The sequence below is a fragment of the Pantoea sp. SOD02 genome (genome assembly GCF_024707505.1).
Classification (GTDB): domain Bacteria; phylum Pseudomonadota; class Gammaproteobacteria; order Enterobacterales; family Enterobacteriaceae; genus Pantoea; species Pantoea symbiotica.
The window spans coordinates 1,636,693-1,661,839 of sequence record NZ_CP102604.1 but is presented as its reverse complement, the minus strand read 5'-3'; the positions used below and the strand labels follow the sequence as shown (position 1 = coordinate 1,661,839).

Genomic DNA, 25,147 nt, shown 5'->3' with positions numbered 1-25,147 from the left:
TGGCGTCTTTACGATCTGACGCCGCTTCATCGCACCGGCTCTGCCTGCCCTTTATCGTTACATGCTGCGGATATAGTCATCCATTTCAGTTTTCAGGTTATCGGACTTAGTGCCGAAGATCGCCTGAACGCCTGAACCTGCTACCACCACACCACGTGCGCCAAGGCTTTTCAGTTCAGCCTGATCAACCTTACCCACATCTGCCACGCTCACACGCAGACGCGTGATACAGGCATCAAGGTTAGTGATGTTCTCTTTACCACCAAACGCGGTAACCAGTTTGCCAGCCATTTCACTGCCAGTTGCGCTGCTCTGCTCCATCGCGGTGTCCTCACGGCCAGGGGTTTTCAGATTCAGTTTCACAATCAGGAAACGGAATACGGTGTAGTAAATCAGGCCGTAGATGATACCCACAATCGGGAACAGCCAGATTTTGCTGCTGTTACCGCTCAGCACGATAAAGTCGATCAGACCGTGTGAGAAGCTGGTGCCATCACGCATACCCAGCAGGATACAGATTGGGAAGGCCAGGCCCGCCAAAATCGCGTGGATCACATACAGAATCGGCGCCACGAACATGAAAGCGAACTCGATTGGCTCGGTAATTCCGGTCAGGAACGAGGTCAGCGCGGCTGAGATCATGATGCCGCCCACTTTGGCGCGGTTTTCTGGTTTAGCGGTGTGCCAAATCGCAATCGCTGCTGCTGGCAGACCGTACATTTTGAACAGGAAGCCGCCTGACAGTTTGCCTGCCGTTGGGTCGCCCGCCATGTAACGTGGAATATCACCGTGGAACACCTGACCTGCGGCATTGGTGAACTCACCAATCTGCATCTGGAAAGGTACGTTCCAGATATGGTGCAGACCAAACGGCACCAGTGAACGCTCAATCAGACCGTAAAGGCCAAAGGCGACGACTGGGTTTTGGTACGCAGCCCACTGTGAGAAGTCCTGAATCGCGGTACCGATTGGCGGCCAAATGAATGACAGCACTACACCGGTGAAAATCGCGGCCAGACCGGAGATGATCGGCACAAAGCGCTTGCCGGCAAAGAAGCCGAGATACTCAGGCAGTTTGATGCGGTAGAAGCGGTTAAACATATACGCCGCGATGGAACCGGCGATGATCCCACCGAGCACACCGGTATCGGCAAGATGCTTGGCCTCGATTTCTCCGGCAGGCATATGCAGTACCAATGGCGCAACCACCGCCATGGTTTTCACCATGATGCCGTAAGCAACCACAGCCGCCAGCGCAGACACGCCGTCGTTATTGGTAAAGCCGAGCGCCACACCGATCGCAAAGATCAGCGGCATATTGGCAAACACCGAACCACCCGCTTCGGCCATGACGTGGGAAACCACTTCCGGCAGCCAGCTAAAGTTTGCTGAACCAACACCTAACAAAATACCGGCAATCGGCAGAACCGATACCGGCAACATCAGCGATTTACCTACTTTCTGCAGGTTCGCAAATGCGTTCTTGAACATAGAAACTCCTGAGTATGAGTGCAATTTTTTGCGCAGTGCGCATGGCTTAGGGGGAGGATCCTTCGCCGGGGTGACGCTGAGCGTCTTTTGATTTATTACGAAGAGTAAAATAAATCGCTAATTGTTAAATTGACGGCCATCACATTTCGCTAAGAGCGGCCTCTTCCTTTCAGTCATTTCTGACTGATTTGCGCTAATAAACAGCAATAAATCACTGCCTGCGTCCAGTCAGACGCAGTGCAGTTGGGTTATTTTTGATTAATTACAGCCTTTGAAATAAAGCGGTTAGCCGCCGAGACGACTCATCGGGATGTGGAACAGGCGGGAGAAGTTTTCAGTGGTGGCAGCGGCGAGGGTTTCGATATCCACGCCTTTTAATACCGCCATGTAATCTGCCACATCACGCGTAAACGCTGGCTGATTCTCTTTACCACGGTGCGGTACCGGCGCCAGATACGGCGAATCGGTTTCTACCAGCATGCGATCAAGTGGCACATAGCGCGCCGCATCGCGGATCTGTTCGGCGTTACGGAAGGTCAGAATGCCAGAGAAGGAGATATAAAAACCAAGATCCAGCAATTTGGCTGCCGTTTCTTTGTCTTCGGTAAAACAGTGCAGCACGCCGCCACATTTCTCCACCTGCTCTTCGCGTAGAATTGCGAGCGTGTCTTCACGCGCATCACGCGTGTGCACAATGATCGGTTTATTCAGTGCGATACCGGTACGAATGTGCTCACGAAACGAGACTTGCTGCTGCGCTTTGGTTTCCTGCTGATAGAAGTAATCCAGCCCGGTTTCACCCAGCGCGACCACGCGATCCTCGGCGGCCAGACGGCGGAACTCTTCGACGTCGTACGGCGCTTCCTGGTTCAGCGGATGCACGCCACAAGCCAGCGCGACGTTTTCACGATCGCCCACCAGCTGTTTGATTTTGTAGTAATCCGGCAAGGTGGTGGCAATTGCCAGCATAAACTTCACATCACGCGCCGCCGCTTTGGCGATGACATCATCCAGATCGCGATGGTGTTTTTCATAATCGAGGCCATCGAGATGGCAGTGGGAATCGACAATAAACATAGAGCTCTCTTTTCGCTTAGCCGACCGTTGCCGGAGTCAGTAAACGTCCCCAGGCGAGTAAACGATCGGTCAACATTAATTCACGGTTGAGTGCGGCGACATGTAACAGCTGTTCGCGGCACTGCATCCATTGCTGTGCGCTGCTGTTAAGCGCACTGCTGTTCATTCTTTGCGCCAACTGCGTAACTACATCCGGACGATCGCCGTTGCTCAGCCACTGGCTGGCGCCCTGCTGCACTTTCATCGCATCCACCAGCAGCGAAATCAGCCAGCTGAGGCGTTCGGCCACATCTTCGCTGTTCAGCGCGGGTAATAGCTGCAGTACATCACCGTTAAGCGCTTTGATCAGCGTTTCGCACAGCGTTTCACGCGCCTGCCAGCGCTCGGGCTGCAACAGCGTCAAGGCGGCGGCGGGTGCGCCATTACTCAAACGTAAGGCGGCGCGCAGCTTCTCTTCCGGCTGCGGTTGCTGTTTCTGCAGCCATTGCAGGCTATGCGCCTCTTCCGGCGGCGACAGATGCCACGTCATGCAGCGACTGCGCAGCGTCGCCAGCAGGCGCGAAGGTTCGCGCACGCTGAGGAAAAACCAGCAATTCGCCGGCGGCTCTTCCAGCGTTTTCAGTAATGCGTTGGCGGCGGCTTCTGTCAGCTGCGCGGCATCGGGCAACCAAACGATCTTTGCGCCGCCCTGCTGGGCGAAGTGATACAGCTTTTCAGTGACGTCGCGCACCGCATCAATACCAAGCGAGGATTTCCCCTTTTCGGCTTCCAGGCGATACCAATCGGGATGCGTATGCGCCTGCATTAACTGGCAGCCGTGGCAGTGGCCACAGCTCTTCAATCCTTCCGGCTGCAAACACATCAACCAACGGCTTACGCCCCAGATCAACGCATCGTCACCCATGCCTTCAATGGCCTGCACCAGTAAGGCGTGATGCGCCTGGCCGCTTTGATGGCGGGCGATAATTTGTCGATAAGGCTGATTCAGCCACGGATACCAGTTCATGCGGATTGGCCTGCCAGCCAGCTACGCAAGGTGCCTTGAAGTGACGATGTCACGTCTGCAATATTTTGCGTCGCATCAATGGTTAGAATTGAGGGATCCTGAGCGGCTAAAGCCAGATAGCGTTCACGCGTGCGCTCGAAGAACCGTAATGATTCCTGCTCTATACGATCTAACTCACCGCGAGCGCGGGCGCGTTGCAGGCCAATTTCTGGCGTTACGTCGAGATAGAGTGTGAGATCGGGACGGAAATCGCCCAGCACCGCATCGCGCAGCGTGGTCATTAGCTGTGCATCCAGACCTCGTCCGCCGCCCTGATAAGCTTGTGAGGAGAGATCGTGACGATCGCCGACCACCCAGGCACCGCGTGCCAGCGCCGGTTTGATCACGTTCTCTACCAGCTGCACGCGTGCCGCGTACAGCATCAGCAGCTCGGCTTTATCGGTCACCTGCTCGCCATCAATGCCCTGCTTGACCAACACGCGCAATTGCTCTGCCAGCGGCGTACCGCCCGGCTCGCGCGTAAAGACGACATCATTAATGCCATGCTCATGCAGCACAGCAACCAGCGCATCGCGCGCGGTGGTTTTGCCTGCACCTTCCAGGCCTTCAATGACGATAAACTTACTTTTCATTTTTTTCCTTCATTGCCAGCCGGTAAACCTGCACCGCTTTATTGTGGCTGGCCAGATTGGTGGTAAAGGTGTGTCCACCTTTGCCATCCGCGACAAAATAGAGGTAATTGGTTTTTTCCGGATGCGCAGCCGCTTCCAGTGAAGCACGGCCCGGCATCGCGATCGGTCCCGGCGGCAAACCGCTAATGGTGTAGGTGTTGTAGTCGGTTGGCGTTTCCAGATTTTTACGGGTTAGCGTGCCGGTGTAGCTGTCGCCCATACCGTAAATCACCGTGGGATCGGTTTGCAGTTTCATCCCGGTACGCAGGCGATTAATAAACACCGACGCCACGCGCGCGCGCTCTTCGCTCACGCCAGTCTCTTTCTCAATGATCGATGCCATGGTGACCATGTCCTGATCTTTCTTGTAAGGCAGATTCTCCATGCGTCCCTGCCAAATCTCATCGACCAGCTTATTCATGCGCGCGTGGGCACGTTCCAGCAGCGCCACATCGCTGGTATTGGCAGTGTAGAGATACGTATCAGGATAGAAGCTGCCTTCCAGTTGGCCCACGTCGAGTTTGAGCGCAGCGGCAACGCTGGCAAATTGATCGTCGGTCAGCGTGTGTTTCAGGTATGGCGCTTTACGCAACTCGGCTAACCACTCGGTAAGACGAGAACCTTCAATAAAACGCACCGGGAATTGCGCTTCTTTACCGCTTGCCAGCAATTGCAACAACTGACGCACCGTCATACCGGTTTCCAGACGATAGGTACCGGCCTTAAAACGCGCCAGTTCCGGTTCAAGCTTCAGTAACGGGCCAAACCAGATGCTTTGCGGAATGATGTGCTGACTTTCGAGTTGCGCTTCCAGTACTACACGGCCGCTGCCAGCCGGCAAGGTGTAAATGGTTTCCTGCTGCAGTGTTAGGGGCGTATCAGCTAACCGTTCAATCTGCCAATAGCTAAAGGCGGCGGCGAGTCCTGCGACTACCACAACGCCTGCGAGAATTTTTTTCATTCGAGTCATGATGCTTCCATCGTCGGGCAACTGGCGCGCAGTTGCTGATACAGCGAGCGTGCGGTAAACGAAACGTCGTCAATTTGTCGCACGGGTAAAACGGGCATCAGGGCGTTGCATATCACCACTTCATCGGCGTTCAACACGTCGTCCCTGCTGCCATCAATTAGCTGACAAGTCTGGCCATTCGCGGCCATCTGCGCCATCAGATAACGACGCATAATACCATCCACGCCAGCCTGCCCAAGCTTAGGTGTAAAGACGTGGTTGCCTTTGCGCCAGAATAAATTGGCCGCACAGCATTCCACCACCGTCCCGTTAGTGTCAAGCACCAGCGCCTCGTCGCCGCCCGTCTGGTCAAGATGCTGGCGAATCAGCACCTGTTCAAGGCGATTCAGGTGCTTTACGCCGGCCAGCAATGGATTGCGTGCCAGGCGTATTGGGCTGGTGTGGAGCACAGCGCCCTGCTGTTGCAGCGTGGCGTAATGCTGTGGCCACGGCGAGAGCGAAAGGATGCGCGTCGGCGTTTGGCAGCCTGCGCGGCTGTATCCGCGTCCTCCTGCGCCTGCCGTCAAAATCACCTTGAGCACTGCCTGCGTTTGTTGCGCAGCGGCGTGATGCATTTCTGCGGCGAGTTGAACTAGATCAGGTGCATCCATCAATAACCGTGCGCAGCCCTCTTTCAGCCGCTGCAGATGCGCATCCAGCATAACAATATGGCCGTTGATCACTGCAGCAGTGGTAAAACAGCCATCACCAAATTGCACTGCGCGATCGCGTGCTGAAAGCTCGGTTTGCGGTATGCCGTTTATCCACATGTTGGCCGCCTTGATTAGCCCGGTAGAAAATATAAAAAAGGCCCGCAATGCGGGCCTCTGTATGGCTGAGGAGCGATTAAACCTTGCGGAAGATCAGCGAGCCGTTAGTGCCGCCAAATCCAAAGGAGTTACACAAGGTGTACTCCAGTCCGCTGACCTGGCGCGCCGTATGCGGCACGAAGTCCAGATCGCAACCTTCGTCAGGATTGTCGAGGTTGATGGTTGGTGGAATCGCCTGGTCGCGCAGCGCCAGAATCGAATAAATCGCTTCTACTGCGCCCGCAGCGCCCAACAGGTGGCCAGTCATCGACTTGGTGGAGCTGACCATCACACTGTGAGCTGCCGCACCAAACACCGATTTCACCGCCTGCGCTTCCGCTTTGTCACCGGCTGGCGTCGAGGTGCCGTGCGCGTTGACATAACCAATCTGCTCAGCGTTCAGCTGCGCGTCACGCAGCGCGTTAACCATCGCTGCTGCTGCACCTGAACCGTCTTCCGGAGGTGACGTCATGTGGTAAGCATCGCTGCTCATGCCGAAACCAATGATCTCAGCATAAATCTTCGCACCACGTTTCTTCGCGTGTTCGTACTCTTCCAGTACGATAATGCCAGCACCGTCACCCAACACGAAACCGTCACGATCTTTATCCCACGGACGGCTTGCCGCCTGAGGATTGTCATTATGCGTGGAGAGCGCACGCGCAGCACCAAAACCACCGACACCTAACGGCGTACTGGCTTTCTCCGCACCACCGGCCAACATCACATCAGCATCGTTATACGCAATGATACGCGCCGCATGACCAATGTTGTGCACACCGGACGTACAGGCAGTTGCGATAGAGATGCTTGGACCTTTCAGGCCGTACATGATGGTGAGGTGACCTGCAACCATGTTGACGATGGTAGAAGGCACGAAGAATGGGCTGATTTTGCGCGGTCCACCGTTGACCAGCGAGCTGTGGTTATCTTCGATTAAACCCAGTCCGCCAATACCAGAACCGATTGCCGCACCAATGCGACCAGCATTCTCATCGGTTACGACCAGACCGGAGTCTGCCATAGCCTGAATGCCTGCAACGATGCCGTATTGGATGAAGTCATCCATCTTGCGCTGATCTTTGCGCGAGATGAAATCATCGCAATTAAAATCTCTTACTAAGCCCGCAAAACGCGTTGCATAGGCACTAGTATCAAAATGGTCGATCAGGCTAATGCCGCTCTGACCGGCAAGGAGAGCACTCCAGGTAGACTCTACGGTATTGCCGACAGGAGACAACATGCCAAGACCAGTCACAACTACACGACGCTTAGACACGCACGTCCTCCAGGGAGGGAAAAAATAACGCTATGTGGGGCATACATAAAACTCAGGCGGTCGAGGTGACCGCCTGAAGATATTCATTAGTCGTGTTTATGACTATTGATGTAATCGATCGCTGCCTGAACGGTAGTGATTTTCTCAGCTTCTTCGTCTGGAATTTCAGTATCAAACTCTTCTTCCAGAGCCATTACCAGCTCAACGGTGTCAAGAGAATCTGCACCAAGGTCTTCAACGAAAGAAGCAGTGTTAATCACTTCGTCTTCTTTAACACCCAGCTGCTCAGCTACGATTTTCTTAACGCGTTGTTCGATATCGCTCATACTATTTAATTTCCTATCAAAACTCGCTTTCGCGATGGTTTTCGTAGTGTATAAAATGTTGAAAAAGATGCAACAAAATCCCGGCTGGTCGAACCACGATTTTGAGTTATTCTGCGGTGTTTGCCGCAGATAAAGCAAATGTTTTCGTGATTATCAGACCATGTACATGCCGCCATTGACATGAAGCGTCTCACCCGTGATGTAGGCTGCTTCGTCAGAGGCTAAGAATGCAACAGCATTGGCAATTTCCTGCGGGTCACCTAAACGACCTGCTGGAACTTCTGCCAAAATACCCGAACGTTGATCTTCGTTCAGTGCACGCGTCATGTCCGTCTCAATAAAGCCCGGAGCCACGACGTTTACAGTAATGCCACGTGACGCAATTTCTCGCGCCAGTGATTTGCTAAAGCCAATCAAACCTGCTTTTGCTGCCGCATAGTTTGCCTGACCCGCGTTACCCATGGTTCCAACTACAGAACCGATGGTAATGATACGGCCCACGCGTTTTTTCATCATGGCACGCATAACCGCCTTAGAAAGACGGAAGACAGATGTCAGGTTGGTATCAAGGATATCCGCCCACTCATCGTCTTTCATGCGCATCAATAGATTGTCACGCGTAATGCCTGCATTATTGACTAAAATGTCCACTTCGCCAAATTCGGCGCGAACTTGTTCGAGGACGCTCTCAATTGAGGCGGCATCAGTGACGTTCAGCAGCAGGCCTTTGCCCTTGTCGCCGAGGTAAGCACTGATTGCTTCCGCACCGCTTGCACTGGTGGCGGTTCCCACCACTTTGGCACCGCGCGCAGCCAGCGTTTCCGCAATGGCGCGACCAATTCCACGGCTTGCACCGGTAACCAGCGCTACTTTACCTTCAAAGCTCATGTTTTTCCTCTTATTCCTGTGTAAGTGCAGCACTTAGTGAAGCAGTATCGTTCACCGCAGCAGCACTCAGGCTATCCACAATACGTTTGGTCAGACCGGTCAGGACTTTACCTGGACCGACTTCCAGCAATTGCTCAACGCCCTGCGCAGCAATAAACTCGACCGATTCAGTCCAGCGCACCGGGCTATACAGCTGACGGACCAGCGCACTACGGATCGCAGCAGCTTCAGTTTCACACTTCACGTCGACGTTATTTACCACTGGTACCGAAGGTGCATTGAAGGTGATCGCTTCGAGCGCCACCGCCAATTTATCGGCCGCAGGTTTCATCAACGCACAGTGTGATGGCACGCTGACTGGCAGCGGCAGTGCACGTTTGGCACCGGCAGCTTTACAAGCTGCACCTGCACGCTCAACCGCTTCTTTGTTGCCAGCGATAACCACCTGGCCCGGCGAGTTAAAGTTAACCGGTGAAACCACCTGGCCTTGAGCACTCTCTTCGCAGGCTTTACGGATGGATGCGTCATCCAGGCCGATAATCGCCTGCATAGCGCCAGTACCTTCCGGTACCGCTTCCTGCATCAGTTTGCCGCGCAGCTCAACCAATTCAATGGCGTCTGCGAAATTCAGCACACCGGCACATACCAGCGCCGAGTACTCACCGAGGCTGTGGCCGGCCATCATGGTTGGCTGCACCGCATTTTTGCTCTGCAATACGCGATAGATAGCAACAGAAGCCGCCAGCAGCGCAGGTTGCGTCTGCCAGGTTTTATTCAATTCTTCAGCCGGTCCCTGCTGGACCAGCTGCCATAAGTCATAACCCAGCGCATCAGAAGCTTCACGGAAAGTGGCTTCAACCTGCGGGTTTTCAGCAGCCAGCTCGGCTAACATGCCGACGGTCTGCGATCCCTGTCCTGGGAAAACATAAGCAAATTGCGTCATCTTTCGTTCCTGTCAATCAAAAGCGAACCAGCGCAGAACCCCAGGTGAAACCACCACCAAAGGCTTCCAGTAGAATCAGTTGTCCCGGTTTGATACGGCCATCGCGCACCGCTTCGTCCAGTGCACTTGGCACTGACGCGGCCGAGGTATTACCGTGACGATCCAGCGTAACGACAACTTTATCCATGCCCATGCCGAGCTTTTTGGCGGTTGCGCTAATAATGCGCAGGTTCGCCTGATGCGGCACCAGCCAGTCGAGCATTTCACGATCAAGATTGTTGGCTTGCAGGGTTTCATCAACAATGTGCGCCAGTTCAGTCACGGCCACTTTGAAGACTTCATTGCCCGCCATCGTCAGATAAGCAGGCTCATCCTGATGGGCACGATCCTGATACGGCAGCGTCAGCAGTTTGCTGTAACGACCGTCGGCGTGCAGATGGGTAGAAAGGATGCCTGGCTCTTCGCTCTGGCTCAGTACCACCGCGCCCGCGCCATCACCAAACAGAATGATAGTGCCACGATCGTTAGGATCGAGCGTACGTGCCAGCACGTCTGCACCGATCACCAGCGCATGTTTTACCACACCATTTTTGATGTATTGATCGGCAACGCTCAGTGCATAGGTGAAGCCCGCACAGGCAGCGGCCAAATCGAAGGCAGCGCAATCGTTGATCTCCAGCATTTGCTGGATCATGCACGCTGAACTAGGGAAGGCATGGCTGGAAGAGGTGGTTGCCACAATGATCAGGCCAACGTCGCTCGCATTCACACCCGCCATTTCCAGCGCGCGCTGTGCTGCAGTGAAGCCCATAGTAGCAACGGTTTCTTCCGGAGCGGCAATACGGCGCTCACGGATGCCGGTACGGGTGACAATCCACTCGTCCGTCGTCTCGACCATTTTTTCCAGATCCGCATTGGAGCGAATCTGCTCAGGCAAATAGCTGCCCGTACCGATAATTTTGGTAAACATCTACGCTTTGTCACTCCTGGCTAATACAGTGTCAAGGCGCGCAGCAATCCTCTCTGGGACTTGCTTTCGCACCGTCTGCTCTGCCTGCTCTATCGCCACGGCAAATGCACGTTGATTCGCCGCACCGTGGCTTTTGATCACTGTCCCGCGCAATCCTAACAGACAAGCGCCATTGTACTGGTCGGGGTTGAGATGGCCGAAACGCTTTGCCAGACGCTTTTGAATCCAGCGCCCCAACAATGTTAGCCACCAGGCCCGTTTTTTTCCTTCCTCTGAAGATTTGATCAGAGAGAGGAACATTCTTACCACGCCTTCCATGGTCTTCAACGTGACGTTACCAACGAAGCCATCACAAACCAGCACATCCGTCTTGCCGGTGAGGAGATCGTTCCCCTCAAGGTATCCAATATAGTTGATTTGCGGTGACGCTCGCAGCACCGCAGATGCGGCGCGGATTGTTTCTAATCCTTTGGTCTCTTCCTGACCAATATTCAGCAGCGCCACACGCGGCTGGGCGATCTCCAGCACTTCTTCTGCCATTACAGCGCCCATGATCGCAAACTGCACCAGCATGGCGCTGTCAGACTCCACGTTAGCGCCAAGATCAAGCACCACCGTTTTGCCATGCTGCTGATGCGGCAACACCGTCATCAACGCCGGACGCTCAATGCCATCCAGCGGCTTTAATAACATTTTCGCCAGTCCCATCAGCGCGCCGGTATTTCCGGCACTGACACAGGCTTGTGCTTTCCCCTCTTTCACCAACTCTAACGCCACACGCATGGAACTGCCGCGGCTATTACGAATCGCCTGAGAAGGTTTGGCATCACTTGCAATAACCGATTCGGCAGGAATAACCTGCACACGCCTCTGTAACGAGGAATCTGCTTTGGCAAGAAATGACGAGATGATGTCGGGATCGCCGACCAGAAGAAGAACCAGCTCCGAATGAGAGGCCAGTGCCTGCAAGGCTGCAGGCACTGTCACGCAAGGACCGAAGTCCCCGCCCATGGCATCAACTGCCAGGGTCAAACGTGTCAAGGTATCGCCTTGTGTAATCGCGAGGATTACTTGGTGATAACCTTGCGACCGCGGTAGTAACCATCCGCAGTGATATGGTGACGCAGATGAGTTTCGCCAGAAACTTTATCTACTGACAGAGCAGCAGTGGTCAGAGCATCGTGTGAACGACGCATACCACGCTTAGAACGGGTTGGTTTATTCTGTTGTACGGCCATGGACCTTACTCCTATTACTTACGCTTTAAACTGGCTAATACGGCAAAGGGATTTGGTTTTTCTGCCTCTGGAGGCAGTTGACCAAACACCATGTCCGCGTCGGACACTTCACAGTGTTCAGAATCATGCACCGGAACCACGGGCAGCGCGAGGATGAGCTCATCTTCGATCACTGCCAGCAAGTCGATCTCACCAAAATCATTGACATCAACTGGCTCGTAGGCTTCCGGTAGTGCCTCGGCCTGCTCATCAGAAGAGACAGGACTGAAGCAATAGCTTACGTGAACATGACGTGGAAACGACTGGTTGCAGCGTTGACATGACAGAGTCACCTGCACTTCGGCTGTTCCTTGCAGAACGGCGAGGCGCTGGTTATCAACCGCAAACGACATATCGCATTCAACTTCACTGTCCACACTCACGACCGTTTCGGCCAAGCGCGCCACCAATTCAGGTGCATAAACACCATGATAATCAAGGCGTTTTTGCGCGGCGCGGACCGGATCGAGCGTCAGGGGTAATTTTACCTTTTGCATAGGGCGCGCATATTAACTTTGTAACGTCATAGAGTCAAAGAAAAAGGCCGGTTTACGGCATCTTTCACCCGTTAGTCGCATCCAGTGCGGCGCATAGTTTAAAATGACTGTCATCTTTACGCTATCTATTCTGAAAAAAAATGACGACACCTTTGGTTTTAGCCTCTACCTCCCCTTTTCGTCAGGCGCTGCTAAGCAAACTGGGCCTGCCTTTTATTACCGCCGCCCCAGATTGCGACGAATCCCCGCTACCGCATGAATCGGCCCCTGAGCTGGTGCAGCGTCTGGCATTAGCCAAAGCGCAGGCGCTGGCCGCACGTTACCCGGACAGCTGGATAATCGGGTCCGATCAGGTTTGTGTGCTGAATGGCGAGATAACCGGCAAACCGCACACTGTGGAGAAAGCCTGCCAGCAACTTGCGGCGGCCAGTGGCAACGCCATCACCTTTTATACCGGTCTGGCGCTACTGCAACCGCAGAGCGGCAAACAATCGGTCATTTGCGAACCCTTTACCGTGCATTTCCGCGAGTTGAGTGCTGAAGAGATTCGTGGCTATGTCGAAAAGGAGCAGCCGCTGCAGTGCGCCGGCAGTTTCAAAAGTGAAGGATTGGGGATTTGTTTATTTGACAGGCTGGAAGGTCGCGATCCCAATACCTTGATTGGTTTACCGCTGATTGCGCTAGATGAAATGCTAAGAAAGGTGGGCATCAACGCATTGTGTTAATGCCCGGATAATCAGGCTTTTTTCTGACGCAGTTTGGCGAGGCAATTCTTCAGTGCGCCATCCAGTGGCGCTTCCATCCGTAACACTTCTCCGGTGTTAGGATGGGTGAAGGTCAACGCGGCGGCATGTAAGAACAGGCGCGACAAACCGGTTGAACTGAGCTGTGCATCAAACTCGCGGTCGCCGTAACGATCGTCGAAGGCGATCGGGTGGCCGCCATGAAGCGTATGCACACGAATCTGATGGGTACGACCGGTCACCGGGCTGGCTTTCACCAAGGTCGCGAAACCAAAGCGCTCTTCGACTTTAAAACGCGTCTCAGAAGGCTTGCCTTCCGCACTAACGCGCACTACGCGCTCGCCGCTCTGCAAAATGTTCTTCAGCAGCGGAGCCTGCACCACTTTCAGATGCGATGGCCAGTCACCGCGCACCAGAGCAAGGTAATCCTTCTGCATGCCCTTCTCGCGCAGCTGCTCATGCAGCGAGCGCAAAGCAGAACGCTTCTTCGCCACCAGCAGGATGCCAGAGGTATCACGATCGAGGCGATGGACTAACTCAAGGAAACGCGCTTCCGGACGCAACGCACGCAGCCCTTCAATCACACCAAAACTTAATCCGCTGCCGCCGTGCACCGCCGTGCCCGACGGCTTATTCAGCACCATCAGGTAATCATCTTCATAGAGAATGGCATTGGTGAGCGCCGCGACTTTATCCAGCTTAGGTGAAACCGTGTTCTCTTCGCGCTCGGCAACCCGCACCGGCGGAATACGCAGCTCGTCGCCATCCTCCAGCTTATACTCAGGTTTGACGCGCTTTTTATTCACCCGCACTTCGCCTTTACGCAAAATGCGATAAATCATGCTTTTCGGCACGCCCTTGAGCTGGGTGCGCAAAAAGTTATCAATTCGTTGTCCGGCATTTTCAGCCGTGATGGCGACATACTGTACGCCGGGATTCTCTGTTTTCATGGCGGCGATTCTAATTAGTGTCCCTGGATAGCGCCACCCCTTTTTCTGTGCTTAACTCTCTCTTTGTCGCGTGATGAAACGGTGAAAATGGCGACATTTTCAGCGATGCGATGATTAGCCCTGCAAATGAACAGGTTATGGACGAATAAACTTCTCAGCTTGGCAAAAGTCGCCTTGCTTAATGTTGGTTAGCAATGGAATAATGCAGGTGTTTCTGCCCTGGAAAGATTCAGGCAGGAAAAAGAGCGAAATAAGTCATTTTGCCGGATTGAACGGACACGCAGCAATGGCGTAAGACGTAATGTTAAATCAGGCACTTAGCGGGCTGCGGGTTGCGGCCTGGACGACAGACTAGGATGTGTGGATTTTTGAATACTCTGTAACATTTCCACCTTCAGGCGCTGGATTTCCTTATGAAAAACAGGCCACCGACAAGATTTGCGCCCCTTTAGCCGCCGACAACCGTGAGGTTGACGTCAGTGCATTAAGACACGGGGCCATCGGTTGATTCTCGTCCAGGGTAACGATGCCCGCAGCTAGATCACTCATGTGAGAATAACGAGTAAGTCACGATGAAAAGAATGTTAATTAACGCAACTCAGCAGGAGGAGTTGCGCGTTGCCCTGGTTGATGGACAACGTCTGTACGATCTGGATATTGAAAGTCCTGGACACGAACAGAAAAAAGCCAACATATACAAAGGTAAAATCACCCGCGTTGAACCCAGCCTTGAAGCTGCATTTGTCGATTACGGTGCAGAACGTCACGGTTTCCTCCCTCTGAAAGAAATTTCCCGCGAATACTTCCCCGCCAATTACAACGCACATGGTCGTCCGAATATCAAAGATGTGCTGCGTGAAGGTCAGGAAGTTATCGTTCAAATTGATAAAGAGGAACGCGGTAATAAAGGTGCAGCACTGACCACCTTTATTTCTCTGGCCGGTAGCTATCTGGTATTGATGCCGAACAACCCACGTGCCGGTGGTATTTCACGCCGCATTGAGGGCGACGATCGTACCGAATTAAAAGAAGCACTTTCCGCACTGGAACTTCCAGACGGCATGGGATTAATCGTTCGCACTGCGGGCGTAGGCAAATCTGCCGAATCACTGCAGTGGGATCTCAGCTTCCGTATGAAGCACTGGGAAGCCATTAAGAAAGCCGCAGACAGCCGCCCGGCGCCTTTCCTGATCCATCAGGAAAGCAACGTTATCGTGCGCGCCTTCCGCGACTATCTGCGTCAGGATATCGGTGAAATCCTTATCGATAATCCAAAAGTCCTGGAACTGGCTCGTCAGCACATTGCTGCACTGGGTCGTCCAGACTTCAGCAGCAAAATCAAACTGTACACCGGTGAAATCCCGCTGTTCAGCCACTACCAAATCGAATCGCAGATTGAATCAGCCTTCCAGCGTGAAGTGCGTCTGCCATCAGGCGGCTCGATTGTTATCGATAGTACCGAAGCCCTGACGGCGATTGATATCAACTCCGCACGTGCAACTCGCGGCGGTGATATCGAAGAAACCGCCTATAACACCAACCTGGAAGCGGCCGATGAGATCGCTCGCCAGCTGCGTCTGCGCGATCTCGGCGGCCTGATTGTTATCGACTTCATCGACATGACGCCAGTGCGCCATCAGCGCGCGGTAGAAAACCGTCTGCGTGAAGCGGTGCGTCAGGATCGTGCGCGTATTCAGATCAGCCACATTTCACGCTTCGGTTTGCTGGAGATGTCGCGTCAGCGTCTGAGCCCGTCACTGGGTGAATCCAGCCATCACGTCTGCCCTCGCTGCAGCGGTACCGGCACCATCCGTGATAACGAATCGCTGTCGCTGTCTATTCTGCGTCTGATTGAAGAAGAAGCGCTGAAAGACAACACCAAAGAAGTGCATGCCATTGTTCCGGTTCAGGTCGCCTCTTACCTGCTGAACGAAAAGCGTGATGCCGTTAGCGCCATCGAAAAACGCCAGGGCGGCGTGCGTGCCATCATCGTGCCAAACGATCAGATGGAAACGCCACACTACTCGGTACTGCGTGTTCGCACCGGCGAAGAGACGCAAACGCTGAGCTATCACTTACCGAAACTGCACGAAGCGGAAATGGCGCTGCCTTCTGAAGAAGAGCACGCTGAGCGTCGTCGTCCGGAGCAGCCAGCATTGGCCGCCTTCGCGATGCCTGATGCGCCGCCTGCGCCGGTTGAAGTGGTGAAAGAGTCTCAGCCTGCAGCAGAAGTGAAAACCAAGCCTGCTGTTGCAGCACCAGCGGTGACTAACACCGGCTTCGTGGCACGCCTGCTGAGCGGATTGAAGAAACTGTTTGCCGGTGATGCGCCAGCTGCGGCTCCTGCTGAAACTAAACAAGAATCCCCAGCCGTTGTTGCTGCTGAATCTGAAAATACCCAGCAGCGTGGCGAACGTCGCAACAATAACAACCGCCGCAACAACCGTCGCGAACGTACTCCGCGTAATGGCGAGAATGGTCAGGTGCGCGAAGGTCGTGAACCGCGCGAGCCGCGTGAAGCACGTGAGCCACGTGAAGCCCGCGAACCGCGTGACAATCAGGACAATCGTCGCAACAAGCGTCAGAACGAGCCGCGTGAAGCGCGTCCGGTCCTGAGCGATGAAGCACTTGAGCAACGTGATGAGCAGCAACAACAGCGCCGCGAACAGCGTGCCGATCGCCAGCGTCGTCGTCAGGAAGAGAAGCGCACTCAGCAGCAGGATCAGAAAGCCGCTGAGCCGGTTGTTCAGGCTCCTGTTGTTGACGAAAACGTCGAGCAGGAAGAAGAACGCGTTCAGGTTATGCCGCGTCGTAAGCAGCGTCAGCTGTCACAGCGCGTGCGTGTGGGCGATACCACTGAAATTGCTGCCGAAGCGCCAGTGGTTCATGAAGCCGCCGTTGAAACTGCGCCGCGCGCTCAGTACCACGAACATCCTGAAGCCAGCAATGACGAGCAAGATGATAGCGATAACCGTGATAGCGCCAATATGCCGCGCCGTTCACGTCGTTCACCGCGTCACCTGCGCGTGAGTGGACAGCGTCGTCGCCGTTATCGTGACGAGCGTTACCCAACGCAGTCTGCAATGCCGCTGGAATCTGCTGCTGCCTCACCAGAAATGGCGTCAGGCAAAGTGTGGATTTCTTACCCGGTTGCGCAAGCGCAGGAAGAGTACAGCACGCAAGATGCGATGCATGAAGTGTCGGATTACGGCTACCAGCAAGCCGCAGATGCCGAGGCTCAACCCGCTGCAGTTGAACCGGCCGCTGAGCAGGTTGCCGCTGAAGAAGCTGTGCATCATGCTGAACCACAGGCACATACCGATGTTCCAGTGGTAAACACTGATGACGTCACGCCGATTGCCGCGCCTGTCAACGAAGAGCCAGCCGTGATCTCTGCTGCTGATGAACAAGTTGCACAGGAAACTGCGGCTCAAGCGGAACCGGCTGTTGTCGTTGAAGAAGCGAAGCCTGAAGGTGAAGTCAGCGAAGTCGCTGCGGTTGTAGAGCAGGCGCCAGCTGATGTTTCTCCAGCAGTGGAAGCTCAGGTTGAAGAAGTGCTGGCTGCGCCAGTCGCGGCTAAAGCGGAAGTCACGCCGGTCACTGAACCTCATGCGCCGGTTGCGGCTCGTGATACCGCAGTTACCACGGTAGAGACGCGCTTCAAGCACCACGCTACCGCACCGATGACCAAAGCACCGGCTCCGGCGTGGGAACCTGAACCGGTTCGTAACAGCGACTGGGTCCGTCCAGCCTTTGGCTTCGAGGGCCGCGGCTCTGCCGGCGGTCACAGCGCGACGCATCAGGCCACCGCCCCGGCAACACGTCCGGAAAGCGCGTAAGCTAAAACACGCCAGTAAACAGCAAACCCCGGCCAGTCCGGGGTTTTTTATTGCCTGCGGTCGCCATAAATGGCGCCCCTACAATGCGCGGCATTACACCAAACCACTGTAGGGTCGCCATTTATGGCGACCTGAATAACAGGCAAAAAAAATCCCACAGCCCCGAAAGGCGGTGGGAGAAACTAAGCGCACCCGGTTAAAGTACGCTCAAAGGTTCAGGTCAATTACGAATTAAGCTGGAACAGCGACATCTGCGACATATCCGTGAAGGTCTTATACGACGCCTGCAGCGCTGTCTGTTGCATGGTGTAACTGGAGATCGCTGAGGTGTAGTCAACCTCAACCAAATCACTCATCTGCGACGCCATGATGGTGTCACGATCGTCACCTTGCGCATCCAGCGTATCCAGTTCAGCTAACTTCGTACCCACGGCAGAACGCACGGTTAACACGTTGTTCAGAGAGTTGCTCAAACCACGGTTAGTCTTGTCCAGGGCATCCTGGAAAGTCTGTTTCGTCGCGGCATCAGCGTCATCCTGCGGCACTTTCAGCGCGGCAATGGCGCTATCCAGCATGTTAAACAGGTTAGTTTCGCTGGCGCTGCCATCGGGCTCGGCTTTCGCGTTTCCGGTGATCGACATAAATACCGAGTTGCCGGTATCGCCCACCGTCATGGTGCGGCTAGAGTCCACTTTCTGCGAAATAGCGTCGGTGCCGCCGGTGTACGTCACGCCGGTACCTGAATCGGTAAACGGTGCGGTATCGGTTTTGTAGCCAGCAAAAATGTAGCGGCCGTTGCCATCCTGGCTGTTCGCCTGGTTGAGCAACTGCGCACGAATGCCTTCTAACTGCGTGGCAATGGAGCCACGGTCATCATCACTCAGCGTACCGGTTGAGCCGTAAACGATCAGCGTCTGCGCATCCTGAATACTGCTGGTGACGCTGGAGAGCGCATTCTCTTCCATCGACAAGCTTTGATCGGCGTAGCTGCGTGCCGTTGCATACTGGCTGCTTTGCGCCTGTGACTGCGACAACACCACAGAACGTGCGGCGGCAATCGGATCATCGGATGGATTGCTAACGCGGCGGCCGCTGGAAAGCTGCTCACCCACTTTCAACCAGGAAGACTGCGAATCGGTAATCCCGCGTACCTGCTGGTTAAAAATCATATTAGTACTTAAACGCATGGGCTTTTATCCTCTCTGCTTAGCCGCGGATGTCCATCAGCGCATTGAAAATGGTGCTCGCCGTTTGCAGCACCTGCGCATTAGCCATGTAAAATTGCTGATACTTAGTCAGGTTGGCGTACTCTTCATCGAGGTTAACGCCGGAAACGGATTGCTGACGATCGGTCAACTGATTAACCACGTTTTCCTGAGTGGTGCTTGCCGTTTCCAGCGAGCTGGTTTTGTTACCGATGGTGCTAACGATACTGGCGTAAGCCTGCGCGATGGTGGCATTGCCGTTCACCAGGTTGGCGTCCTGCAGGTTCAGCATCTTTTGCGCGTTGGTGTTATCACTTTCACCGCTGGTCGCCGAGGATGCCGCCGCAATCTGCGACTCATCGGTAATCGCTACCGTCATGCCAGCGATCACGTTCTGTACCGGTTTCACCAGGAAGCTATCTTTTGCACTCGCGCTGCCACTAACTGTCAGATCAAGACCATCGAAGCTCAATGTGGTATTGCCGCTGCCATCCGTGCCTTGCGTCGGAGTGATTTTCACGTTGTCCGACATGCGCGTCACAGACCAGTTGCTGCCGTCATAGCTTACGGTGTAGTTCGAGGCTTTTAAGGCGTTGCTGTCTGACCAGGCCGCGCTGACTGTCGCGGTGCCGGTGTTCTTGCTGTTGCTGACCACCGTTGGGCTGCCGATGGTGAAGAAATTGGTTCCCTGATTACCGTTGCTGTCGTAACCCTGAGTTTGCACCGCGTTGAAGCTGGTGGTGAACGCGGCAGCCAACTGACCCAGCTGATTCTGCGCGGTATCCAGATCCTGGGTACGGAACGCCAGCAAACCGCCGAGCGAGCCGGTGGTGAGGGTTTTTTCCGGGATTTCAACGTTACCCGCCAGCTTATCGACATAGCCAACCGTGGTGCGCGATGGATCGCTGCTGGAAGGCATCGCCACCAATTGCGTGGTGTTTTTGCCGTTAACCAGCGTCAGGCTGCCCATAGAAACCACATAGCTGCCATCCTGCTGCGACACGCTCACGCCAACCACATTGTTCAGGTTGTTGACTAACTGATCGCGCTGATCGAGCAGGTCGTTTGGCGCCGTACCACCGCCAGTGGTCAGCTTCGCGATCTGCGTGTTGAGATCGGCGATTTGCTTGGTATAGGTATTAATCTGGTCAACGCTGGAGCCAATATCAGTATTCACGCTGCTCTGCATGTTGTTGAGATACTGCGCGGTGGTCTGGAACTGGTTCACCAGGCCTTGCGCATAACTCAGCATCGACTGACGTGCCGACGGATCATCTGCGTTACTCACCACGCTCTGCACGTTGGTGAAGAAGTTCTGGATCGACGTCGACAGGCTGGTGGTCGAGGTAGAGAGCAGATCATCGATATTGGAGATCTGCGAATATTGGGTGTTCACCGCACTGTAATTGGCGCTGGCGCCACGCAATTGCGCGGTAATGAACTGATCGTATTCACGTTGCACACCGGTCACGTTGACACCATTTCCGTAGTAGCTGCTGCCGGAGAGCGTGCTGTTGGCCTGGCTCAACAGAATAGTCTGACGCGAATAGCCCGCTACCGTGTAATTGCTGATGTTGTTACTGGTGGTGCTTAATGCAGCCTGTGCGGCGCTCAGCCCACTCATCGCTGAGTTAATTATGCTGGACATCTCGGTTCCTTAATTTCCCGTTAACCGGGCTGGCAGTCATCAGTGCGATTGCGCGGGCGGTGAACGCCCGCGGCATGTGATTGTTATCGGCGTGCTTAAGTGAAACTTGAGAGCAAAAATCAGAACAAATCGGTGATGTCGTTGCTGTACGCCTTAACCACTTTTTCGCCCATGTTTTTGAATTGCTGGATCATTCCCACCAGTTTCTGCGCATACTTTGGATCGGTAGCGTAACCGGCGGCCTGCAAGGCACGCGCGCCCTGCTCGGCGCTCGGTGCGTTGGCAACGGCGGCATAACGAGGATTGTTGGACAGCAGTTTGACGTAGTCGCTGAGCGCTTCCATATAGGAGCCATACACACGGAAACTGGCGCGCACTTTCTTCGCCACGCCGCCTTCGTATTCGGTGGTCATGATATCGGTGGTTTCGCCCTTCCAGTCGCCGCTCGCCTTGATGCCAAACACGTTGTAACTCGGCTTGCCGTCGCGCGTCAGAATCTGTCGCTGGCCCCAACCGGATTCCAGCGCGGCCTGCGCCAGAATCAGGTGATGCGGAATGCCGCTCTGCTGGCTGGCGACCTGCGCCGGCTGCGCCAGCTGCGCGATAAAGTCATTGCTGTCGCTCGGCAAACTGCTGGGCGAGACCGGCAAACGCGGCACCGCTTTACGCACCATCTGCTCCAGCTGATTCGACGGCAGATTGCTATAGATGAAGCTGTTATCCAGCTTCATCGGCACCGTACCGGCGGTTTCGTCCGGCTCCTGAGCGGGCTGCATCTGTTTAACGATGATATCGGCCATGCCGAGACCACGCTTGCCGATGTCTTGCGCAATCTGCTGATCGTACATCGAGGTGAAAAGCCGCGTCTGATCGTTGCTCAGCAGGCCATCCTGCGGCAGCGCTGCGCGCATGCTTTTCATCATCATTTGCACGAACATCCCTTCCACCTGCTTGGCCACCTGCATCGCCTTCCCTTTCGGGTCGGCGGCGGCTTCGCGTTTCAGGTCGTTCAGCGAGCGGCTGTCATACGCCGCATTCACCAGCGATTGCGTATCGTTCATCAGATAATTTCCAGTTTGGCGCGCAAGCAGCCTGCGCTTTCCATCGATTGCAAAATCGACATCAGCTCAATCGGTGACGCACCCAGCGCATTCAGCGCACGCACCACGTTGTTGAGGTTGGCGCTGGAGTTAACACGTTGCAGCGCGCCGCCACTCTGACGCAGATCGATCTGGGTATTGTTAGTGGTCACCGTCTGACCACCCGCCAACGGCGTATCAGGCTGGCTGACGTTCTGCTGCTGATTGACGGTAACCGACAGATTGCCCTGCGCCACCGCACAGGTGTTCAGCGTCACTTCGCGGTTCATCACTACCGAACCGGTACGTGAGTTGATAATCACCTTGGCATCTTCCAGCGGCACCGAAACGTCGAGGTTTTGAATTTCAGCCAGCAGACGCACCTGAGAACTGTTATTCGGCGACACGCGGATCTGCACGGTGCGCGCATCCAACGGTTGCGCGGAGCCAATACCACGGCTGTTAATGGCGTCGGCGATGCGCTGCGCCATGCTGAAGTCTTCATTATTTAACTGCAGGTTGATGGTGTTCTGGCTACCAAAGTTGCTCTGCAGTTCACGCTCTACCGTTGCGCCGCCGGTAATACGGCCACCGTTCAGTTGGTTAACCTGTACGCTGCTGCCACCGGCTGAAGCGCCGGCACCGCCAACCAGAATGTTACCCTGCGCCAGCGCATAAACCTGGTTATCGACGCCTTTCATCGGCGTCATCAGTAGCGTACCGCCGCGCAAACTTTTGGCGTTACCCAGCGAGGAGACCACCACATCAACGGTTTGGCCCTGACGCGCAAAGGTCGGCAGTTTGGCGGTGACCATAACGGCCGCCACGTTTTTCAGCTGCATGTTGGTACCCGCTGGCAAAGTAATGCCGAGCTGGGAGAGCATGTTGCTCACGGTTTGCGTGGTAAACGGGGTTTGCGTGGTCTGGTCACCGGTACCATCAAGGCCCACCACCAAGCCGTAACCGATCAGCTGGTTATCGCGCACACCTTGTACGGAGGTCAGATCGCGGATGCGATCAGCATGCGCCAGCACGCTAAAACCAAGCAGCAAACCAAGGCACAGGCGAAGCAGAGTCGTCATATTCATTCTTAATACCTCTTACATCGGCGAGACGTTCAGGAAGAAACGCTGGAACCAGCCCATCGTCTGCGCTTCATTGATATAACCATTTCCGACGTACTCAATACGTGCATCGGCCACCGCGGTGGAGAGCACCGCATTGCTGGCGCTGATGGTGCGCGGGTTAACCACGCCCGAGAAGCGGATGAATTCGGTGCCCTGGTTAATTTCGATCTGTTTCTCACCCACCACGCGCAGGTTGCCGTTCGACAACACCTGATTGACGGTGACGGTGATGGTGCCCGTAAAGGTGTTATTCGCCGTGGCGCCACCTTTGCCGGCGAAATCATTTTTGCCATTGGCATCCAGCGTGGCTTTTTCGCCACCGGCACCCACCAGACCACTGAGGCCGGTTGGTACACCTGTCACACCAAAACTGTTGCTGCCATCGCGGCTGGCGTTGGCGGAAGAACTTTTGCTGGCGCTGACGTTTTCCTGCAAGGTGATCGTCAATGTGTCGCCAATGTTGCGTGGACGGCGATCCTCAAACAGCGGCTGATAGCCGTAGTTCAGCGGTGCGACGCCCTGAAAAATGGAACCGTTCACCACTGGCGGTGCGGATGGCGTCGGCTCTGCCGTTGTCGCCCCTTGCACCAGTGGCGTGCGCGGAACCAGCGCACAACCGTTAAGAGTGAGTAGCAGCGTGGCTACCAACCAATGACCAGGCTTGAGAATCACTTGCTTCGCCACGGAGTTCTAACCTTATTCATGTTGCTTAATCAGGCCAGCCAGGCTGGCCCAACGACACCAGCATTACAGCTGGGTTAACTTCGCCAGCATCTGATCGGAGGTGCTGATCGCTTTACTGTTGATCTCGTAGGCGCGCTGCGTCTGGATCATGGTGACCAGCTCTTCCGCCACGTTGACGTTCGAGGTTTCGACATAACCCTGATACAGCAGACCCGCGCCGTTCTGGCCCGGCGTGCTCTGCGTTGCCGCACCGGATGCCTGCGTCTCCTGATAGAGGTTTTCACCCTGGCTATTCAGGCCCGCATCGTTCATGAAGGTGCTGAGCGTCAACTGACCGACCTGCGCCGGGTTGGTCTGGCCCTGCTGCGTCACGCTCACCACGCCATCGCGCGAGATAGTGATGCTGGTGGCGTTGGCCGGAATGGTGATGCCTGGCTGAACCGGATAACCGGCGTTTGTTACCAGCTGACCGTTCTGGTCAACCTGGAATGAACCATCACGGGTATACGCCGAGGTGCCGTCTGGCATCTGCACTTCGAAATAACCCTGGCCGTTGATTGCCACGTCTTTCGAGTTGCTGGTCTGCGACAGGTTACCCTGCTGATGCAGACGTTCGGTGGTGACAGGACGCACACCGGTACCGATCTGCAGACCTGACGGCAGCGTAGTTTGCTCCGACGACTGAGTGCCCGGCTGACGCAGGGTTTGGTACATCAAATCTTCAAATACCGCGCGCGAACGTTTAAAGCCGTTGGTGCTCACGTTCGCGAGGTTGTTGGAGATGACGTCCATGTTGGTTTGCTGAGCGTCAAGACCGGTTTTGGCGATCCATAAAGAACGAATCATGGTGTTTTCCTTACGCCTTAGCTGCTCATGTTGAGCAAGCTGTTAGCTTTTTGTTCGTTTTCATCGACGTTGGAGATCACTTTCATCTGCATCTCAAAACGTCGGGCGTTGGCGATCATATCGACCATGGTTTCCACCGGCTTCACGTTACTGCCCTCCAGCACGCCAGGCATCACCGTCATGGTGGCATCGTTCGCCAGCGCAGCGCCGCGCGTCGCCTGGGTTTGCTGGTTAGGACGGAACATGCCGTCATCACCACGTTGCATCTCTTTACCGGTGGCGCGCACCAGCTTCAGGCGACCAATCTGCACCGTGGCATTGGGTGCATCACCGGCGTTACGCGAGGTGATAGTACCGTCCGCCGCGATGGTCAATTCAGCACCTTGCGGGATGGCGATCGGACCGCCATCGCCCATCACGGGATTGCCCTGAATGGTCAAAATACCGGTCGAGCTGATCTGCATGTTGCCGTTGCGGGTATAGGCTTCGGTACCGTCAGCGGCACGCACTGCCAACCAGCCATCCTGCGCGACACCCACATCCAGCGTGCGGCCGGTGTTATCCATTGAGCCCGGTGACATATCGGCGCCCGGCGTGGAAGCGGCAACCAGCGTACGCGTTGGCAGCGACCAGCCGCTGACCGGCACTGCGCGCAACGCGTTGAGCTGAGCACGAAAGCCCGGCGTTGAGGCGTTGGCGAGGTTGCTGGCCGTTACCGACTGCTGCTCCAACGTCTGACTGGCCGCGCCCATAGCGGTATATATTGCGTGATCCATAAAGCAA

At 55.0% G+C, this 25,147-nt stretch carries 24 protein-coding genes; 2 read left to right on the top strand and 22 right to left on the bottom strand.

The window, feature by feature from the left end:
- Nucleotides 1-57: 57 nt before the first annotated feature.
- From ptsG to yceD, 14 genes are all read right to left on the bottom strand, one after another.
- Nucleotides 58-1,491 (bottom strand): PTS glucose transporter subunit IIBC, encoded by a 1,434-nt coding sequence (gene ptsG / locus NR302_RS07715; RefSeq protein ID WP_008103049.1) that lies wholly within the window; start codon nucleotides 1,489-1,491, stop codon nucleotides 58-60.
- Between the two features lie 285 nt (nucleotides 1,492-1,776).
- Nucleotides 1,777-2,568, bottom strand: a complete 792-nt coding sequence (locus NR302_RS07710; protein ID WP_258144936.1) for a metal-dependent hydrolase — start codon at nucleotides 2,566-2,568, stop codon at nucleotides 1,777-1,779.
- Between the two features lie 16 nt (nucleotides 2,569-2,584).
- Nucleotides 2,585-3,574 (bottom strand): DNA polymerase III subunit delta', encoded by a 990-nt coding sequence (gene holB, locus NR302_RS07705; protein ID WP_154152691.1) that lies wholly within the window; start codon nucleotides 3,572-3,574, stop codon nucleotides 2,585-2,587.
- Nucleotides 3,571-4,206 carry a dTMP kinase gene (gene tmk / locus NR302_RS07700; protein ID WP_154152695.1) on the bottom strand — a complete coding sequence of 212 codons (636 nt, stop codon included), beginning with the start codon at nucleotides 4,204-4,206 and terminating at the stop codon, nucleotides 3,571-3,573. Before tmk ends, holB begins: the two co-directional genes overlap by 4 nt.
- Nucleotides 4,196-5,215, bottom strand: a complete 1,020-nt coding sequence (gene mltG, locus NR302_RS07695) for an endolytic transglycosylase MltG (protein ID WP_258144935.1) — start codon at nucleotides 5,213-5,215, stop codon at nucleotides 4,196-4,198. Before mltG ends, tmk begins: the two co-directional genes overlap by 11 nt.
- On the bottom strand, nucleotides 5,212-6,024 hold the full coding sequence (gene pabC, locus NR302_RS07690; protein WP_258144934.1) for an aminodeoxychorismate lyase: 813 nt from the start codon (nucleotides 6,022-6,024) through the stop codon (nucleotides 5,212-5,214). Before pabC ends, mltG begins: the two co-directional genes overlap by 4 nt.
- A gap of 76 nt (nucleotides 6,025-6,100) precedes the next feature.
- Nucleotides 6,101-7,342: a beta-ketoacyl-ACP synthase II gene (gene fabF / locus NR302_RS07685; protein WP_258144933.1), complete on the bottom strand. Its 1,242-nt coding sequence runs from the start codon at nucleotides 7,340-7,342 to the stop codon at nucleotides 6,101-6,103.
- Nucleotides 7,343-7,428: 86 nt separating this feature from the next.
- A complete protein-coding gene (gene acpP / locus NR302_RS07680) occupies nucleotides 7,429-7,668 on the bottom strand; it encodes an acyl carrier protein (protein ID WP_008103063.1) in 240 nt (79 codons plus the stop codon).
- 153 nt (nucleotides 7,669-7,821) lie between these two features.
- A complete protein-coding gene (fabG, locus tag NR302_RS07675) occupies nucleotides 7,822-8,556 on the bottom strand; it encodes a 3-oxoacyl-ACP reductase FabG (protein ID WP_007885776.1) in 735 nt (244 codons plus the stop codon).
- 10 nt (nucleotides 8,557-8,566) lie between these two features.
- Entirely contained in the window at nucleotides 8,567-9,499 is a 933-nt protein-coding gene (fabD, locus tag NR302_RS07670; RefSeq protein ID WP_258144932.1) for an ACP S-malonyltransferase, read from the bottom strand.
- A 16-nt stretch (nucleotides 9,500-9,515) separates the two neighbouring features.
- A complete protein-coding gene (locus tag NR302_RS07665) occupies nucleotides 9,516-10,469 on the bottom strand; it encodes a beta-ketoacyl-ACP synthase III (protein ID WP_008103066.1) in 954 nt (317 codons plus the stop codon).
- On the bottom strand, nucleotides 10,470-11,510 hold the full coding sequence (plsX, locus tag NR302_RS07660) for a phosphate acyltransferase PlsX (protein WP_008103068.1): 1,041 nt from the start codon (nucleotides 11,508-11,510) through the stop codon (nucleotides 10,470-10,472).
- Nucleotides 11,511-11,536: 26 nt separating this feature from the next.
- Nucleotides 11,537-11,707: a 50S ribosomal protein L32 gene (gene rpmF / locus NR302_RS07655; protein WP_007885783.1), complete on the bottom strand. Its 171-nt coding sequence runs from the start codon at nucleotides 11,705-11,707 to the stop codon at nucleotides 11,537-11,539.
- 14 nt (nucleotides 11,708-11,721) lie between these two features.
- Nucleotides 11,722-12,243, bottom strand: a complete 522-nt coding sequence (gene yceD, locus NR302_RS07650) for a 23S rRNA accumulation protein YceD (RefSeq protein WP_007885785.1) — start codon at nucleotides 12,241-12,243, stop codon at nucleotides 11,722-11,724.
- A 140-nt stretch (nucleotides 12,244-12,383) separates the two neighbouring features.
- On the opposite strand from yceD, the gene NR302_RS07645 reads away from it, so the two are divergent.
- On the top strand, nucleotides 12,384-12,968 hold the full coding sequence (locus NR302_RS07645) for a nucleoside triphosphate pyrophosphatase (protein ID WP_258144931.1): 585 nt from the start codon (nucleotides 12,384-12,386) through the stop codon (nucleotides 12,966-12,968).
- An 11-nt stretch (nucleotides 12,969-12,979) separates the two neighbouring features.
- On the opposite strand, the gene rluC is transcribed toward NR302_RS07645, so the two are convergent.
- Nucleotides 12,980-13,936 carry a 23S rRNA pseudouridine(955/2504/2580) synthase RluC gene (rluC, locus tag NR302_RS07640; RefSeq protein WP_008103072.1) on the bottom strand — a complete coding sequence of 319 codons (957 nt, stop codon included), beginning with the start codon at nucleotides 13,934-13,936 and terminating at the stop codon, nucleotides 12,980-12,982.
- A 572-nt stretch (nucleotides 13,937-14,508) separates the two neighbouring features.
- On the opposite strand from rluC, the gene rne reads away from it, so the two are divergent.
- The gene (gene rne / locus NR302_RS07635) at nucleotides 14,509-17,775 is read left to right on the top strand and encodes a ribonuclease E (RefSeq protein WP_258144930.1); all 3,267 of its coding nucleotides are present in this window, start codon (nucleotides 14,509-14,511) and stop codon (nucleotides 17,773-17,775) included.
- A gap of 224 nt (nucleotides 17,776-17,999) precedes the next feature.
- Here the strand turns inward: rne and flgL are convergent, their stop codons facing one another.
- The 7 genes from flgL to NR302_RS07600 all read right to left on the bottom strand — a co-directional run bounded on the left by flgL (nucleotide 18,000) and on the right by NR302_RS07600 (nucleotide 25,140).
- A complete protein-coding gene (gene flgL, locus NR302_RS07630) occupies nucleotides 18,000-18,962 on the bottom strand; it encodes a flagellar hook-associated protein FlgL (protein ID WP_258144929.1) in 963 nt (320 codons plus the stop codon).
- Between the two features lie 19 nt (nucleotides 18,963-18,981).
- The gene (gene flgK / locus NR302_RS07625) at nucleotides 18,982-20,628 is read right to left on the bottom strand and encodes a flagellar hook-associated protein FlgK (RefSeq protein WP_258144928.1); all 1,647 of its coding nucleotides are present in this window, start codon (nucleotides 20,626-20,628) and stop codon (nucleotides 18,982-18,984) included.
- Between the two features lie 119 nt (nucleotides 20,629-20,747).
- Nucleotides 20,748-21,689: a flagellar assembly peptidoglycan hydrolase FlgJ gene (gene flgJ, locus NR302_RS07620; RefSeq protein WP_258144927.1), complete on the bottom strand. Its 942-nt coding sequence runs from the start codon at nucleotides 21,687-21,689 to the stop codon at nucleotides 20,748-20,750.
- Nucleotides 21,689-22,795 (bottom strand): flagellar basal body P-ring protein FlgI, encoded by a 1,107-nt coding sequence (locus NR302_RS07615; protein WP_308713837.1) that lies wholly within the window; start codon nucleotides 22,793-22,795, stop codon nucleotides 21,689-21,691. Before NR302_RS07615 ends, flgJ begins: the two co-directional genes overlap by 1 nt.
- A 12-nt stretch (nucleotides 22,796-22,807) precedes the next feature.
- Nucleotides 22,808-23,518 (bottom strand): flagellar basal body L-ring protein FlgH, encoded by a 711-nt coding sequence (locus NR302_RS07610; RefSeq protein WP_008103082.1) that lies wholly within the window; start codon nucleotides 23,516-23,518, stop codon nucleotides 22,808-22,810.
- Between the two features lie 63 nt (nucleotides 23,519-23,581).
- The gene (flgG, locus tag NR302_RS07605; RefSeq protein WP_007885801.1) at nucleotides 23,582-24,364 is read right to left on the bottom strand and encodes a flagellar basal-body rod protein FlgG; all 783 of its coding nucleotides are present in this window, start codon (nucleotides 24,362-24,364) and stop codon (nucleotides 23,582-23,584) included.
- A gap of 17 nt (nucleotides 24,365-24,381) precedes the next feature.
- Entirely contained in the window at nucleotides 24,382-25,140 is a 759-nt protein-coding gene (locus NR302_RS07600) for a flagellar basal body rod protein FlgF (RefSeq protein WP_008103084.1), read from the bottom strand.
- Nucleotides 25,141-25,147: the final 7 nt, after the last annotated feature.

Excerpts from the sequence above, each read along its gene's own strand:
- flgG (WP_007885801.1), bottom strand. The coding sequence starts at position 24,364 with ATGATTCGTTCTTTATGGATCGCCAAAACCGGTCTTGACGCTCAGCAA.
- tmk (WP_154152695.1), bottom strand. The coding sequence starts at position 4,206 with ATGAAAAGTAAGTTTATCGTCATTGAAGGCCTGGAAGGTGCAGGCAAA.
- NR302_RS07645 (WP_258144931.1), top strand. The coding sequence starts at position 12,384 with ATGACGACACCTTTGGTTTTAGCCTCTACCTCCCCTTTTCGTCAGGCG.
- NR302_RS07615 (WP_308713837.1), bottom strand. The coding sequence starts at position 22,795 with ATGAATATGACGACTCTGCTTCGCCTGTGCCTTGGTTTGCTGCTTGGT.
- fabG (WP_007885776.1), bottom strand. The coding sequence starts at position 8,556 with ATGAGCTTTGAAGGTAAAGTAGCGCTGGTTACCGGTGCAAGCCGTGGA.
- ptsG (WP_008103049.1), bottom strand. The coding sequence starts at position 1,491 with ATGTTCAAGAACGCATTTGCGAACCTGCAGAAAGTAGGTAAATCGCTG.
- yceD (WP_007885785.1), bottom strand. The coding sequence starts at position 12,243 with ATGCAAAAGGTAAAATTACCCCTGACGCTCGATCCGGTCCGCGCCGCG.
- mltG (WP_258144935.1), bottom strand. The coding sequence starts at position 5,215 with ATGACTCGAATGAAAAAAATTCTCGCAGGCGTTGTGGTAGTCGCAGGA.
- rluC (WP_008103072.1), bottom strand. The coding sequence starts at position 13,936 with ATGAAAACAGAGAATCCCGGCGTACAGTATGTCGCCATCACGGCTGAA.
- pabC (WP_258144934.1), bottom strand. The coding sequence starts at position 6,024 with ATGTGGATAAACGGCATACCGCAAACCGAGCTTTCAGCACGCGATCGC.
- NR302_RS07600 (WP_008103084.1), bottom strand. The coding sequence starts at position 25,140 with ATGGATCACGCAATATATACCGCTATGGGCGCGGCCAGTCAGACGTTG.
- NR302_RS07710 (WP_258144936.1), bottom strand. The coding sequence starts at position 2,568 with ATGTTTATTGTCGATTCCCACTGCCATCTCGATGGCCTCGATTATGAA.
- flgK (WP_258144928.1), bottom strand. The coding sequence starts at position 20,628 with ATGTCCAGCATAATTAACTCAGCGATGAGTGGGCTGAGCGCCGCACAG.
- NR302_RS07665 (WP_008103066.1), bottom strand. The coding sequence starts at position 10,469 with ATGTTTACCAAAATTATCGGTACGGGCAGCTATTTGCCTGAGCAGATT.
- flgJ (WP_258144927.1), bottom strand. The coding sequence starts at position 21,689 with ATGAACGATACGCAATCGCTGGTGAATGCGGCGTATGACAGCCGCTCG.
- rne (WP_258144930.1), top strand. The coding sequence starts at position 14,509 with ATGAAAAGAATGTTAATTAACGCAACTCAGCAGGAGGAGTTGCGCGTT.
- acpP (WP_008103063.1), bottom strand. The coding sequence starts at position 7,668 with ATGAGCGATATCGAACAACGCGTTAAGAAAATCGTAGCTGAGCAGCTG.
- flgL (WP_258144929.1), bottom strand. The coding sequence starts at position 18,962 with ATGCGTTTAAGTACTAATATGATTTTTAACCAGCAGGTACGCGGGATT.
- holB (WP_154152691.1), bottom strand. The coding sequence starts at position 3,574 with ATGAACTGGTATCCGTGGCTGAATCAGCCTTATCGACAAATTATCGCC.
- rpmF (WP_007885783.1), bottom strand. The coding sequence starts at position 11,707 with ATGGCCGTACAACAGAATAAACCAACCCGTTCTAAGCGTGGTATGCGT.
- fabD (WP_258144932.1), bottom strand. The coding sequence starts at position 9,499 with ATGACGCAATTTGCTTATGTTTTCCCAGGACAGGGATCGCAGACCGTC.